Annotated in this window: 13 protein-coding genes and 1 pseudogene; 3 read left to right on the top strand and 11 right to left on the bottom strand. The window is 39.5% G+C overall.

Annotated elements, in window-relative coordinates; translation table 11 throughout:
* The first annotated feature begins 15 nt into the window (after positions 1-15).
* Both L4C37_RS15170 and L4C37_RS15165 read left to right on the top strand, forming a co-directional pair.
* The gene (locus tag L4C37_RS15170) at positions 16-2,547 is read left to right on the top strand and encodes a VolA/Pla-1 family phospholipase (protein WP_429769074.1); all 2,532 of its coding nucleotides are present in this window, start codon (positions 16-18) and stop codon (positions 2,545-2,547) included.
* Positions 2,548-2,860: 313 nt separating this feature from the next.
* The gene (locus L4C37_RS15165) at positions 2,861-3,418 is read left to right on the top strand and encodes a PhnA domain-containing protein (protein ID WP_137374195.1); all 558 of its coding nucleotides are present in this window, start codon (positions 2,861-2,863) and stop codon (positions 3,416-3,418) included.
* 326 nt (positions 3,419-3,744) lie between these two features.
* On the opposite strand, the gene L4C37_RS15160 is transcribed toward L4C37_RS15165, so the two are convergent.
* From L4C37_RS15160 to L4C37_RS15110, 11 genes and pseudogenes are all read right to left on the bottom strand, one after another.
* Entirely contained in the window at positions 3,745-3,906 is a 162-nt protein-coding gene (locus tag L4C37_RS15160) for a hypothetical protein (RefSeq protein WP_167494055.1), read from the bottom strand.
* A gap of 373 nt (positions 3,907-4,279) precedes the next feature.
* Complete coding sequence (locus L4C37_RS15155) at positions 4,280-4,528, bottom strand: DUF3297 family protein (protein WP_137374194.1); 249 nt, start codon at positions 4,526-4,528, stop codon at positions 4,280-4,282.
* Between the two features lie 117 nt (positions 4,529-4,645).
* Positions 4,646-4,864 (bottom strand): DUF6500 family protein, encoded by a 219-nt coding sequence (locus L4C37_RS15150; protein ID WP_429769073.1) that lies wholly within the window; start codon positions 4,862-4,864, stop codon positions 4,646-4,648.
* A gap of 243 nt (positions 4,865-5,107) precedes the next feature.
* Positions 5,108-5,512, bottom strand: coding sequence for a hypothetical protein (locus tag L4C37_RS15145; protein WP_429769072.1), 405 nt, complete (start codon positions 5,510-5,512; stop codon positions 5,108-5,110).
* Between the two features lie 84 nt (positions 5,513-5,596).
* Positions 5,597-6,059 (bottom strand): annotated as a pseudogene (locus L4C37_RS15140) (ASCH domain-containing protein).
* A 66-nt stretch (positions 6,060-6,125) separates the two neighbouring features.
* Positions 6,126-6,455 carry a zinc ribbon domain-containing protein YjdM gene (locus L4C37_RS15135; RefSeq protein ID WP_429769071.1) on the bottom strand — a complete coding sequence of 110 codons (330 nt, stop codon included), beginning with the start codon at positions 6,453-6,455 and terminating at the stop codon, positions 6,126-6,128.
* A 206-nt stretch (positions 6,456-6,661) separates the two neighbouring features.
* Positions 6,662-7,960: a DEAD/DEAH box helicase gene (locus L4C37_RS15130; RefSeq protein ID WP_273297125.1), complete on the bottom strand. Its 1,299-nt coding sequence runs from the start codon at positions 7,958-7,960 to the stop codon at positions 6,662-6,664.
* A 120-nt stretch (positions 7,961-8,080) separates the two neighbouring features.
* Positions 8,081-8,806 (bottom strand): DUF1223 domain-containing protein, encoded by a 726-nt coding sequence (locus tag L4C37_RS15125; protein WP_429769070.1) that lies wholly within the window; start codon positions 8,804-8,806, stop codon positions 8,081-8,083.
* 116 nt (positions 8,807-8,922) lie between these two features.
* Complete coding sequence (locus L4C37_RS15120) at positions 8,923-9,111, bottom strand: hypothetical protein (protein ID WP_137374187.1); 189 nt, start codon at positions 9,109-9,111, stop codon at positions 8,923-8,925.
* Positions 9,112-9,734: 623 nt separating this feature from the next.
* Positions 9,735-10,862 carry a TerC/Alx family metal homeostasis membrane protein gene (locus tag L4C37_RS15115; RefSeq protein WP_429769069.1) on the bottom strand — a complete coding sequence of 376 codons (1,128 nt, stop codon included), beginning with the start codon at positions 10,860-10,862 and terminating at the stop codon, positions 9,735-9,737.
* Between the two features lie 634 nt (positions 10,863-11,496).
* A complete protein-coding gene (locus L4C37_RS15110) occupies positions 11,497-13,242 on the bottom strand; it encodes a bifunctional metallophosphatase/5'-nucleotidase (RefSeq protein WP_429769068.1) in 1,746 nt (581 codons plus the stop codon).
* 236 nt (positions 13,243-13,478) lie between these two features.
* Between L4C37_RS15110 and L4C37_RS15105 the strand changes: the two genes are divergently transcribed.
* Positions 13,479-15,155: an ATP-dependent endonuclease gene (locus L4C37_RS15105; protein WP_429769067.1), complete on the top strand. Its 1,677-nt coding sequence runs from the start codon at positions 13,479-13,481 to the stop codon at positions 15,153-15,155.
* Positions 15,156-15,163 lie beyond the last annotated feature (8 nt).

Raw genomic sequence — 15,163 nt, 5'->3', positions numbered from 1 at the left:
TCGGGAAAACATAAAATGAATAATAAATTTTCTTTATCTCTAGTCTGCTCCGCTTTGTTACTTGCAGGTTGTGGTGACAACAGCGGAAGTAGTGGCACTTCAACGAGTGCACCGTATTCTGATGCCATTAATGAATCGCTTGCACGCAGTTCATCAATCAATTTCAACCTATTAGGAAGCGATGCAGACGTTCCTTTGCCGTCATTTCTTTTATTTGATACTAGCGACCATACTCTAAACATTCCTTTAAGTTCTTCTTCTACTGGTCAGCTTAATGACCCTATGGTGGCAATGGGTGAAGCCGATGGTTGGAGTACTATCATGCCATTCACCATCAACACTAACTTGCCAAGTGATAGAACACTCAAAAATGATGTAGTGATGATGGGTACAATTCCATTTAGTGCTCACTTGAATAGTGGCGTTAAAGTAGCGAAAGTTGATGTTGACCTAAGTACTGGCGTAATGTCTAACTTTACACCTCTTACCGCTGGCGTTGACTACTTGGTTGCTTCGAGTGATTTAAAAACCATTCAAGTATTACCTCTTAAAGGTTTGGAGCCAGGTTCTGATTATATTTACGCATTAACTGATTCTATTATGGACAGTGAAGATGAATCACTAGGTACTTCTAAGTCCTATGCTTCATTAAAAACCACTGACATTGATCAAGCAGGATCGCTAGATCTTCCGCAAAAGGTCATCCACCAAGTTGAAGCTCTATTTGCCGGCTATGGTCAAGTAACCAGTTCAGATGACATTATTTATTCATCTTGGTTTACCACGGCTTCAGCGGGTAACGTGATGAACGGTACGAAAGCCGCGATAGCTCAAACTGTTATGCCAAACGTAGCGCCTTCGGACATCTGGAAGAACCTCGCGAACCCGAATAATCTTTCTGCCACTACTTTAGATAGCTTGTATAGCACGGCAGTTTCAAGCACCGTTCAAGATTTTGCAACCGCGGTTAAAAATGACGAGATGTTTACGACTGCTTTTAGCCAAGATTCAGCCGATAAGCTGGCAACAGCTTACGATACAAACTTTGCAGACCCTAACATCGCTTCTATTCAGGTTTATCGCGGCATCGTTGAGTTGCCGTATTTCTTATCTGATTCTTTAGAAGACGACGCTTGGAAGAAAACGCCATGGCGCAGCGCGATGCCTAGTGTGCTAACGATTTTAAGCACGCTAAGTTCAGGAAGCGACAGTGACAAAGTGGCGATCGCGACTCAACTTGCAGGCTTAGGTATTACCGACCCTGCAACTCAGCTCTATGATCCTGAGTACCAAAAATTATTAATTGGTGAGAAGCTAACACTTGCTAATGGCGACCAACTCGATAGTACTCGTATCATGACGAAATACAGTGCAGTACCGCAAGTTCGCGCTGTGAAATCTGTACCTTTCATTATGTTTGTACCTGAAGGTGCAGCTATTGATAGCAATTTACCGATTCTGCAATATCAACATGGTATTACCAATATTAAAGAAAGTGCTTACGCATTTGCGATGCAGCATATTGGTGGTGCAATGTCTGGAGATGCGCCGTTTAAGCCATACGCTGTAATTGCGATTGACCAACCACTACATGGTCAACGTCTACTTAGCCCTGAAATTGTCACCACTCCTTCAAACCCAACGGTATATATGAATCTTGAATATCTACCGGTTGCTCGTGACAACATTAGACAGAGTGCAATTGATGGCTTAGGTCTTCGTTATGCCTTAAATATGGCTTCTGACGCGGCATTCAATAACCTTGATAAAACCAATGTCTCTTTATTTGGACATTCAATTGGAGCTATCACGGGCATCAGTTCGTATACTATAGGTAATACAACGCTTAACCCTGCTATCGATTCAATGTTCAGCTATACGAGCGCGACTTTGTCAAATCCAGGTGGTGGTATAGCACCATTCTTGCTCAACTCAGGAACTTTCTCTCCTGATATTAAGCATACAGTCAGTGCTTCAAGTGTTGCAGCTTATAGAACTCACTACACCACTAATTGCTATACGCAAGATATAAGTGGTGGTGACTGCTTTACTGCTTACTACACAACTATAAGTGATGACTCAGCATCTGCAGAAGAGAAAGTAGTTAAAGCAACTATTGATTCAACTCTTTCTTCATTCACTTTTGCCGCTCAAACCGTGCTTGATAATGTAGACCCATTCAATATTGCTTCGACAACAACAGGACCTGTTCTTGGTATTCAAGCCGCTAACGATCAAACGATTCCCAACTCTGTAGCGACCGTACCAACAGCAGGCACTGAGCCACTGTTTAACAAGCTGTCACTAGTGAATACTGCACGTGATGCAAGCGGTCAAAAAGTGGCGTCTTATTTTGATGCAGCTTCCTTTGCTGAGCACTCAACAGTAATCACGCCACAAAGTGTGAATGACGTAGCTGCAAACACTGAGATGACCTCGCAAATTGTTCAATTCACGCTAACTCAAGGTAATGCAACAGGTACTTTGAACGTTGATGCTTCTCTACTTGATGCTTCTAAAAATGCGCAAGTTTCTAACAACCCTTAAGCCTCTATGAACCTTTAGACTTCGAAGAAGCTTAAGGTTTCTAAGAGCACTTAGTCGCTTTTATTGAGAAGTCGAACGAACAAATGCCAGCTTAATCGCTGGCATTTTCATTCCTATTCACTGTTCTTTTTCTTCCAAATTCTATTATCTTTATCGATTTGCTCCGTTACTTAACCGTGTGTTTACCTACCACAATACAAATGTTTTACTTCATCAAAATTAATCGGCACAGAATACCGTACGACCTCTTTCTTTCTTGCAAATAAAGTGGATAATAGCCGACTTATTAATACCTATTAAATGTGAGTCCATTATGTCTTCTGAAGCAACTATGCTAGAACGCTGCCAATCTAAATGTGAACTATGTGGTTCTGATTCTTCACTAACTGCATACGCAGTACCACCACATAGCCACGTAACTGTGGATCACGGCATCATGGTGTGTGATAAGTGCCTTGGTGAGATTGATGAGCCAAAAGATATTAACCATTGGCGTTGTCTAAATGACAGCATGTGGAGCCAAGAAGCCCCAGTTCAAGTAACGGCTTGGCGTCAATTGACTCGTCTAAATGCTGAAAGCTGGGCTCAAGACCTTCTAGACATGATGTACCTTGAAGAAGAGACGTCAGTATGGGCACAAATCGGTATGTCTGCCGACGATAAACCTTTCGATGTGAATGGCGTTGAGCTTAAGAAAGGTGACGACGTAACAGTAATCAAAGATTTGCCAGTTAAAGGTACAAACCAAGTAATTAAGCAAGGTACTGTTATTCGCGGTATCAGCGTTGGTGATGATCCGAAACTAGTTTCTGGTAAAACCAATGGCGGACAATCTATGTACGTTATTGCTGAATTCTGCCGTAAGAAATAATTTTAGCGTCTTAATTTACTGACTAAAATTTTCAGTAGGTAGAATTAAACGAGTTGAAACCTACGATTGTAAAAAGGCGCTATTAGAGCGCCTTTTTTAATATTTGAACAAAATATATTGAGTTAAAACTGGTTACTATTCACTCACCACAAGACCGTAATTCTATAAAAGAGAGTAACCTACTAGCTAATCCCACTTGCCACTTTGTAATACACAATGCCAAATAAACCAGCAAACACCAAAATAGTAATGAGTACTTTTAACCAAATAAACTTCATTTTTTCACCTCTTAAATTATCACACCACAAGTGATTTCTATGCTAAAACTAACTGTCAGCACCACACTTTTCACAAGGCTCATAAGTTCTATCACCCTCACTGATTACAACGAACTCTCGTACGCACACATCGCATAAAACTAGTTTTGGATAACTCACCTTGCCTTTCTTAGGCTGTGACTTCCCTTCTGTTGTGTATTTCTTTCTCATTCTAAGCTCTAAGTTGAATCTTGTTTGGAGAATTATAACAATGATTTTAAGATGTGAAATACTATCAGATCACTGATAAAGAATTTGATAATCATAGGAAAAGTTATAGATCGAAATTGCAGTATACGGACTCTCAAATAAGCTTATACGATACAAAAACCGAATGATTGGTTGAATGATCAAGTGAGAAACATGGTAAAAATTACAGATAAAGAGAGAATTAAATATGGCGATGAAAAGTGATGAGATATGAGGGTAATTGATGGGAGATAAAAGCAACGTGCAATAACTTATGAGATAAGTACTACACGTTGATATTAAGATGCCAAGGCATAAGCTTCAAAAGCTTAGTTAAAAGCTAAAGTGTAAAAGCTTAAATGTAGAAAGCTTCTACAGTGCCTTTCAACGTAATTAGGATTGGTTGTCCACGACGATCTAAAGCTTTAGGTGAAGGGATTTTTACCCAACCTTCACTGATGCAGTATTCCTCAACATCCGTGCGCTCTTTACCGTTTAGGCGGATGCCAATTGGGTATTCGAAACATTCAGCAACATGGTGCGGGCTACGAGGGTTACCAGCAAGATGATCTGGTAAAGCTGGCTTTGAATTAGTATCGCTCATTTTCATGACCTAGTGTATATATAAAAGTGCGTCATTGTAGTCAATACAAGGCTTACGCTCAAGTGATCTCAGAACAGATTTGCTTAGAAGGCTCTAGATTCCTCAGTTAAATTGCTATCAAAGCTCAGATTGCACCATTTCTATTATTTTCTTGGCTTTTTCAAAGTGGTTTAATTCATGTTTTTTAATCCACCACGTTGCAGCTTCCATCAAAAGCTCTGGATCATCATTCTTATTTGCAAAAAAAGCATAGAATGAAACTCCAACACCCTCACCTTTTTGCTGAATCTTCTTGGTACAAACATCGATTACTTTGTTTTGCAGCGATCTACGCATTACTTAACTCCAATTTGCAAAAGTCTAGGTTACACAGTATAGAACGCTACCTCAACAGTTAACTGTATATACATACAGTTAATTTTAAAACCCCTAAAAAAGCTAACCAAATGAACACTTTTCGTATTATTTATGCACTAACAGGTCTTATATTGCGCACAGGAAACACCGAATGGTTGAATATTTAATTGGTAGTCAAGGATGATACTAAATTCCTATTAACACAAAACTAAACTAAATAGGTTAATCAAAAATTGGGGTTTCAGGATCTGGTTCGGCACGATTGTCTGCCAGTCCAATTTCACCAGCAATATAGATAGCACTTGTTAGCGCTTCTATTGTTTTATTGCCTTCACGCTTTGGCACATCACCAATAACCGGAACCGACTCTGCTTCCTTTATAGATTCACACACAATACTTTCACAAATAGCTTGTGATTCTAAGTGAGGTTCTATTTTAAGAGGCTTATACCCGAACAGCTGGAAGTCACGAGAATCATCACTGATGTTATTAGCTTCTTGCCTATTGCTAGAACCCTGATTAAGCATTTGAAATTCTTGATGATCCTCTTCAGTAACATTAGTACTCCCATCAGCACTGATGGCGTTTGTAGAAAAAAGCACGCTAAGCAGCATTAAAAATTTCATGTATACCTTCCTAGATACCATTCACCTAATTTATAAATGGTATCTAACAAGTCGGATTTTGAACAGTGTTTTTATGTAATGACTTTACTTACAAACGACTTTAAAGCGCTCTAGAACGAGCATCATGTCTTCGCTAGGTTCTATACCTAATTCTTCACATTCTTTTGAGAAAAAACGCCAGTGGGCCTCACGCCACCAAACTAAAGTCTTATCACCCTCACCTTCTGCCGCTGCAAATTCAGGAGTAACACCTATATATTCACATTTAGAAACGGAAGTTATTTCTATAATACATACAGGGTCACCGTTCCAATTGGTCACGACTTGCAGGTGCCCAATTTCTGGCATTATCTCCCCTTCATGACTGTACCAATACTCTAAACTACATGAAGCTTGCTTTTCTCCACGTAGAATAAGCTCCGCACAGATGTTGGCATTGTGTTCATCTGCACAGTAATAGTCGGCACTAAAGGAGGTACTGGCTCGTCACTTCTGGGGCTAATGACTCTAGGTATTTATCTAGATAACTCTGACTTCTTTCTTCCATGAAAACAGGCACCTTTACGATTAAAAATAAGTAATATTAAGCTGTTAAATTAATGGCATTAATGAGCTATGCTTTTTTCACATATTTAGCGGTAACGAGCATTTCGCCTGCGCCATCAAGCTTACAATCAAGCTGGTGATCCTTTCCTTCAATGATCCGTTTGATAACAGCTTTCGTACCAATTTTTAGATTTATAGAACTGCCTTTTGCTTTTAAATCTTTTACCAGAGTGACTTTATCACCTTGCTCCAAAACTTTTCCATTCACATCATGCACAGTGAAAGCTTCTTCAACTTCTGATGGGTTCCATTCATAGGCACATTCAGGGCATACAAGATGGGTTTGATCTTGATAAACATATTCAGATTGGCAATTAGGGCATGGTGGAAATGACATAAGCTACAACTTTATTTAATAAATTCAGCCGGTATTTTAATTATTAAAAGCTATCTTAGCGAGTATGTTTGTTGGAATTTTTAGAAGTAGGCTCTAATATCTCACTAAGTTAATGGGGTTACCCTCAACTCTCCTTTATCAGTATCTCTTTATCGCATGATCAAAAAAGGCGCTCAACGGCGCCTTTAGTTTTCATTCATGAGAGTTTAGTAATCTCTTAGCCAAATATCATGATTTGATAGCGCTTTTTTACGCTTCTTCTTTCCCGTTCCAGCCGGTTTCGCTACTGGCTTGATTGCCTCTAGAAGTTCTTTTGTCGCTTCTTCATCAACTTCAAAACCTTCAACTTGCTCACGCTCTAGTCGAATCTTGTTCTTTTTCTCGATTACTTTGAAATGATGGTAATCTTCGTAATCAATCAACGATAGCGCCAAACCAACTTCACCAGCGCGTCCACTTCGACCAATACGGTGCATGTAATCTGAAGGGCTTCTTGGTAAATCAAAGTTGATAACAACAGGCAATTTTTCGATATCTAAACCACGCGCAGCAATATCTGTCGCAATCAGTACATCAATTTCACCTGATTTAAAGTCTTCAAGTATACGCGTACGCGCGCCTTGCCCTTTATCACCGTGGAATACTTCAGCAATAATGCCTCGCTTATAAAGCTTATCAGCCAAGTGTTCACAGCTATTCTTAGCATTTACGAAGATCAGCGCTTGGCGCCATTCGTGCTTTTTGATCAAATGTGCAAGCAGCGCTGTCTTTTTTCCTTTATCTACAGTAAATACACGCTGAACAAGAGTTGAAGCATCATTACTTTGAAGCTGTACTTCTACAGGATCATTTAATAGCTCTTGAGTAAGAGCTTGAACTTGCTCTGGGAAAGTTGCAGAAAACAGCAGTGTTTGCTTTTGTTTAGGCAACAAAGCCAGTAATTCAGATAGCTCTTCAGTAAAACCTAGGCTTAGCATTCTGTCTGCTTCATCAAGAACCAGCGTATTTACTTTATCCAGCTTAACCGCATTGCTTGAAATAAGGTCAAGTAGACGACCAGGAGTCGCAACAAGAATATCCGCACCACCACGTAGAGCCAGCATTTGTGTATTTGCTGATACACCACCAAAAACAGAAACCGTTTTAATTGCGCCATTAAAATGCGTTGCGTAAGACTTCACGCTATCAGCAACTTGTTTTGCTAATTCACGGGTAGGAACAAGGATTAGGTTTGAAACAAAGTTACCCTTGCCATGTTTGCTACCAGAATGGACACCTTCACGCTTATTGGTATACAACTCTTGCAATAAAGGAAGAGCAAAAGCGGCAGTTTTACCAGAACCTGTATTTGCCCCTGCAATTAAGTCACGACCAGTTAAAACACTTGGGATGACTTGTGCTTGAATAGGAGTTGGTTGTTGATATTCCAACTCGTTTAATCGAGCTAACAGTGGAGAGATAAGACCAAGTTCAGTAAAGTTGTTTGGCGTTTTAGCGGTAGTCATGAATATAAAGGCTCAGAGCTAAGATAATAGCGGCGTATTTTAACGTATTTATGGCTTGATGAGTGAGTTAAATTGCATTTCCTAAGCAAACTAAACAATCAAGCTACTACCTATTGATAATTAAGGTTTAATCCAGCCTGCAACAGTTTGCTCTGGTTTGAAAGAGCCCGGTTTGGTTAGCCACACGGCAACAGCATCTGCTTTAGCAATTAACAGACTTTCAGGAATAGTAAAGTGCCAATCAGATGAAGCTTTCATGTTTCCTTCATACAGCACCACAAAGTCATGCTCTAACAATTTTCCTTTATTCTCACCAGCTTTCACTTCAGTGATCTCATCCATGGCAAGCAGAGTAATATGAGCAATATACTCCCCCTTCTTCTCGTAACGGATATAATACTCTTCACCCAGCTTTTCAAGCGCTAACAATGATCGTTCCTTAGTCGCTGATTCTGGTAATGATCGCTCTAGCCAATTGAAATAACCGCGCCACTCATTTCCATCCACAATAAAACCCGGGGTATAGACGCCACTGGTTACACCATAAGCTTTATATAAGCGTTGCTTTTGGCTAAATGCTGCACTGGCAAACTTATCTTCCCAGCCTAGATAATTCCAATAGTCGACATGATAGGCAACAGGAATGTACTCCTGCCAAAGTGTTGGCTTATCTTGAAACTCACTTAGATATTGATCGGCTGGAGGGCAACTGGAGCAGCCTTCCGAAGTAAACAGCTCGATAACTTGGGCAGGTTTCCCTTGATGTTCCCACGTTTGTGCAACAGTAGAGAAAGGGAGCGCAACTAAAATCTTAGCCGCTAAAAGAAAAGGAGTGATTCGAAGCATCTGGACAGCCTATAGAAAGTGGAAGCCTACTCTACAAGACCGCAACAACGCTGTTTTTCTTTCAGATACAAAAACGCCAGCTTTATTAGCTGGCGTTTATAATTCATTTGCGAAAATTAACGGTACATACCGATATCTTTCTGCATGTGCCCAGATAAATCATTTGCGTAGTAGCTTTTTGGAGCGTTATCTACAAATAAGATATCTAGAATGTGAGCAATCAGTCCTTTGAAGTTAACCGAGTAGGTTTTCTTATCCATAGAGTTTGGAACAGCGATAGTATTCATTTGAATTGCTTGAGCCATGATTGCCTCTCTATAAATTTGTTTGTGTGATTCGTTTCGTTGAGAAGAATATTAAGTGTTTTTATGACAATTACAAAATGACAAAAACTCCTAATTCAGATTAGTTTTTCTAATAAAACAAACCATTAACAATCTCTTTGATTATGCATTCGATATAATTGAATACAAATTCAAAATTGTGCTTATTTATTGAATTTCGCATAATTTACTACCATTTACGCATGCTTTGCATCACAATTTTTTTACACAATTTATTTTACACAGCCCCTCCCATTCTATATTAACCATATTTTTTGATTAGTTATTTTGTTGTTAACGTAAGAAACCAGTAAGGATTATTTATTACTACTTTGCATCGGTTTACCAAAACAAAATATAGTGAACGGCATATTCTTCATGCCTATATTCCAAAAAGTATTAGTAGGATGGTGTCTGTATGATTTTTATAATAATGAACTGTATCAATCAAAAATGAATCATCATTCAAAGCGATAAATTATTGATTGGAAGATGCAATAAAACGAATAAAGAATGATGTCTTTATAGGGGCATTGATTTTGATGAGAATGAAAGTAAATAGCCAGTCATATGGATAATGACTGGCTACTATCTTGAACTGCTACTTAGGAAGTGATGACCGTTTTTTTACTGTATACGGATGCCACAACTGCAATCAGCATAGTTGAAACTAGAACACCCAGTGAAACAAAGGTTGGAATTGCCCATTGGCTTTCGACCAACAACATTTTTACACCGATAAAAACCATAATGAACGATAAAGCAGGTTTCAAATAAATAAACTTATCCATCATACCTTGAAGCACAAAATACAGTGATCGTAATCCTAGTAGTGCAAATACGTTCGCAGCTAATACTAAGAATGGTTCTTGAGTCACTGCAAAGATTGCAGGAATCGAATCTAAAGCGAACATCACATCCATCACTGCAATTGCACCGATTACTAGCATCATTGGTGTTAAGAGCCACTTGCCACTTTGTTTAATTAGCAGTGCATTACCGTGAAAACTATCACTCACAGGCATAATTTTACGCAGTAATTTTTCAGGGTAAGGGCTAATACTGTCTTCACCTTTGTCTAGTGCAAGCTTAACACCAGTGGCAATTAAGAAAGCAGCGAATACATAGAGAACCCAATGGTATTGAGCGAGCAACTGAGCGCCAACAGCAATCATAATCGCTCGTAGGACAAGCGCCCCTATTACACCCCATAATAATGCTCTAGGTCTTAAATGCTCAGGTACCTGGTATTGACCGAAAATCATGGCAAATACAAATAAGTTATCAACGCTCAGTGATTTCTCTAATAAATAACCCGTTATAAACGCGATAGAAGCTTTCTGAGGCGAGTAATCACTTGAAGGTGAATAGACATCCCAGAATAAATAAATGGAGCCTGCAAAAACGAATGCGAGCATTATCCAGAAAACGCTCCAAGTGCCAGCTTTTTTGATCGTGACATTAACGCCGCGTGTTTGATAGATATCAATAGCAACCAGAACAAGCGTTAACAAGAAGAAACAAGCGTAAGTAATAGTACTTGATGAATTCAATACAGTTTCACTGCTCGATGCCACAGAGCTTACAGTTACAGAGCTAGAGTTAACAGCACTTGCAGTCGCTATACTTGCGCTAACTAAGTTTGATATAACTGAGCTTGAAGTGTCTAAGCCTGAAGAAGCGAGGCTTGAAACGGTGGAACTAATTGATGATATAGATTCAGTTGGGTTCATTATCCCTCCGGGCGGAAGGACTTTCATTAGACCTTCCGCAAACAAAACTAATTAAGAAAAACACTGTATAGATCCAGTGTTACTCAATGTTGATTGCGTTGGTCTCGTTGAAGTGAAATTGGGATTTCACCTTTATTTACCGGATAAGCTCTTTGGCTTAACGAGATGACGATAAATAAACTTGCGCTAACTACTCCCCAAACGAGTGGATAGTAGTCCTCAAATTTTCTGACGTCTATATAAATTTTACCAAAATAAACAAAAGGAGCATTTCGCTCCTTTTATGTCATCACGCTGTAGTAAGAATGTTACTTCTATAGGGCTGATTATTATGTTTTTTCTATACATTAATTGCATTTTAATTAAGAGCTAAGGTCTAATACGAAAACATAATAAACGGTATTAGGAACATTCTAGACACCAGAAATAGGTACAAAATAAACCAGTACCGACCAAGCTGAAACCCAACCTACAACGACAACTGCATCTACCCAATCTTTATTCCACATCTGATTTCTCCCAAGCCTAATATCCTTTATTAGGGTCAAGAAAAATAGAGCAAAAACCATACCGAAAGTACGCGAGTTAACACCTTTATTTTCGAAAATTTTCAGCCATATTACCTATCTGTACATTACCCTTCGCAAACGCACGCGAGGCAATCATAGCCATTATTATTACCTAATGCTTGAGGTTGATCGGTCAAGAACTCGATGAAACAATCGGCCATTGAAACATTAGTAACCAATCCTTCATCCAGCATATCTAATACTGCACCATAGCCTTCTTTACCTTTCATGGTATAAGCAGATGAAGTACCTATATAGGTTTGATTAGGTATGACCTTCTGCCATCCCATCGCTTCCGTGTAAATTTCCAAGTGGCTGATTCTATGATTGATCGGGTGTTCTTTGTGATAACAGAATTTAAGGTTATGGGTATATGGAAAGCTACCAGTACCCGTGCCCACTACACCATTGTCTATTGAATTGTTAATTGCCCCCTCTAGCATTGCCATCATTGTACTGCCCAGTACGGTATAAACGCCAATAGGCACGGCAAACGGAAGCAGTTTTCCGGCAATATCTGCCACAGATACATCGCCGGCATTAAGTGAATTTCTGACTCCACCAGCATTATGGATAGCAAACTCAACTTGGTGCCCTTTCTTATTCATCATGTAATGAAAAGACTGCGCAACAAGAGGGGCTAATTCACTTGCGCCTTGTTCATCAGGCACTCGCACATGGCGAAGTTTTTTATCTGTAGAAGCGATCACTTGTTGCTGAAGCTTTCTTACTCTTGGTAAATACTTATCAACAAGAATGCTCTGAATGCCAGAGTCTTTCTTACACACAATAATATTGGGGTGCTGGTGCAAATAGTTACATGCAAACTGATGGGCTTGATCATTGCCTTCTTCACTCATTTTGGCATCTAAAAATAATCGGCGCCCCAGAAGCAACTCATTTTTTCCGTTAAAACTTATGACTTCACCTTCAGCTGAGAACTCAATCTCACAATGACCTAAACTCATAGAGTGGAAACCGGCTTGAACGACATAAGTGCCATCAATTAAGACACCGTATTCATCATCTTTTACTAAACCCACGCCAGAAAAGTCACCCTGTAACCTATGACTATGCCCCCCCACGATGACACTGATTCCTTCAATTTTGCTCGCTAGATCTAAATCTGCTTCATAGCCTAAATGGCTGAGCAAAATAATTTTGTTAATCCCTTGCTGGTGAATTTGTTCAATCGTCGCTTTCGCTGTATTCAATGCGGAGGTAAATGGCGTATCCAGATCTGGGTTGGCAATGTCTGCCATTTTATCGATGCTTAAGCCAAAGATTGCGATCTTTTCTCCATCAAAATCTTTGGTAATAAAAGTCGCGCTATGGGTTTCAGGGATGTAAGGCTTAATAATGGGGTTATCAGATAAGGTATGAGTTTTATTGATATCTTCATTCGATAAATCCCAGTTACCTGCCAGTAAAGGAAACTTAATCTTTTTAGCGAAGATAGCCACCGGTTCATTACCCATATCAAGCTCGTGATTACCCAATGTCATTGCATCTATATTCAGAGCATTCAACAAGTCGGCATTCGCTTTGCCTTTAAATAATGAAAAGTACAAAGTACCTTGGAAACAGTCTCCAGCATGCAGAAACAGTGTGCCCTTACCTTGTCTTGTTGCTTCATCTTTTAATTGTTTAAAACGTGTTGCGATTCGAGCAAACCCGCCAGTACTAACATAAGGTTCGATGATTTGCTTATTCACATTTAGTGATAGCTGTAATGACGTTGGTTCAAAGTATGAGTGGGTGTCATTAATGTGTGCCAAAACAATTTTGGTCGGCTTATTATTTTTAGTCATATGATTTCTCTCTTTGTCCCATTCATACTAGGTGGAGAATCATGACAGAATCGTGAATTTTATGAAACAAGACTGCAAAAAAATCTCACTCTTATTTCAGTATAGAAAAGAGTGATTTCTACCAAAAGATTTTGATTTGTGACCAGGCAAGACACCAAACGGTGAATTTTCTATTATGATGAAAGTAATCTGTTAGCTTTCAAACAATTAGCAGATACACCAGCAGGAGTAAGCCTATGCAATTAGAAAGAATAGAAATTTCTGGCTTTCGCGGTATCAAACGTATGTCTTTAGCTTTTGATGAGCTCACCACTCTAATAGGTGAAAATACGTGGGGTAAATCGTCTTTATTAGATGCACTTTCAGTCGTATTACCCGCAGATGGCATCCCCTATCATTTCGAAATGCCCGATTTTCATGTCGACTATTCTGTTTCTCACCCACAATCTCAGCACCTTCAAATCGTCCTTTCTCTTAAAGCTAATGACAAAAGCGAACTTAATGCTGGTCGATACCGAAAATTAAAACCGATTTGGGTTCAAGACGAATTTGGCGTCTTTCGAATCTATTACCGAATTAGTGCAACCCTTGAGCAATACGAAACCACTACCCATTACGCCTTTCTAGATTTAGAGGGAAATCCTCTTAAACTTCACCACTCTGAAAAATTGGCGCAAGAATTAATGACGCTTCACCCGGTAATTCGCCTGCGTGATGCTAGGCACTTCGAGCGACCATTTAATGCTCAAACAGCTAAAAGCAATGGCAATGGCAATGGCAATGGCAATGGACAGACTAACGGTAACACTAGAGTTGAAAAACGAATTGATAACACTTGCCGACGTTTAATGGCTATTCCGGGGCATGTAAACAAAGGTGAAATGCGTAGCAGCCTTAATTCAATGCAAAGTTTAATTGAGCACTACTTTTCATTTAAGAGCTTAACAAGAAAGAATCCTCGTAAACCAAGGGACGGTTTACTCTATTCATCAGGGGCAAATGACAAAAGTATTCACCAAATTGTAGAAGAAACGAAAAACAAACAAACTCAACTGCTGTTTATGGGACTGTTGAATGCCTATTTACAAGCAAAGGGACCAACCGATCTAAGGCGTTGCGCTCGCCCTTTATTGATCCTTGAAGATCCTGAAGGTCGTTTACACCCGACACACCTTGCTAGAGCTTGGAGTTTATTGCAGAAGTTACCCATGCAAAAGATCTTAACGACTAACAGTGGTGACCTTCTTGCAGCTGTACCTCTACAATCCATTCGTAGGTTAGTCCGTCAATCAGACAAAACTGTCGCAAATCAGCTATCTACAAACAAATTCTGTAAAGATGAACTGCGTAGAATCGGTTTTCATATTCGTTTTCACCGTTCTGGTGCTTTATACGCAAGGTGCTGGTTATTAGTAGAAGGAGAAACGGAAGTATGGCTTTTCAATGAGTTAGCGAATCAATGTGGCTATAACTTAGCAGCCGAAGGCGTTCAAATCATTGAGTTTGCACAATCCGGTTTGAAAGCTCTTATCAAAGTAGCCAAAGAGTTTGGGATTGATTGGCACGTAGTGACTGATGGAGATGCCGCTGGTAAAAAGTATGCTTCCACTGTTATTTCACAGCTCGGGCACGATCAAGAGAGACATAGACTGACAGAACTGCCAGATAAAGACATTGAGCATTATTTATATGCGAATGGCTTTGAAACTTTTTTTAGAGATATGGTGAAGATCCCGCATGATCACCCTATTCCAGCCAAAAAAGTGGTAATGAAAGTCTTAAAAAAACACGCAAAACCCGACCTAGCTTTAGCTATTGTTTCTTATTGCGAAAGTCGCGGTCAAGAGTGCATCCCTCTGCTACTTAGATGGACGCTAAAGCGTGTAATTACCATGGCAAACGGTAATACTTAACTTTCTGA

The sequence above is a fragment of the Vibrio kagoshimensis genome (genome assembly GCF_050337535.1).
Classification (GTDB): domain Bacteria; phylum Pseudomonadota; class Gammaproteobacteria; order Enterobacterales; family Vibrionaceae; genus Vibrio; species Vibrio gallaecicus.
This window is presented reverse-complemented; position numbering and strand designations above follow the sequence as displayed.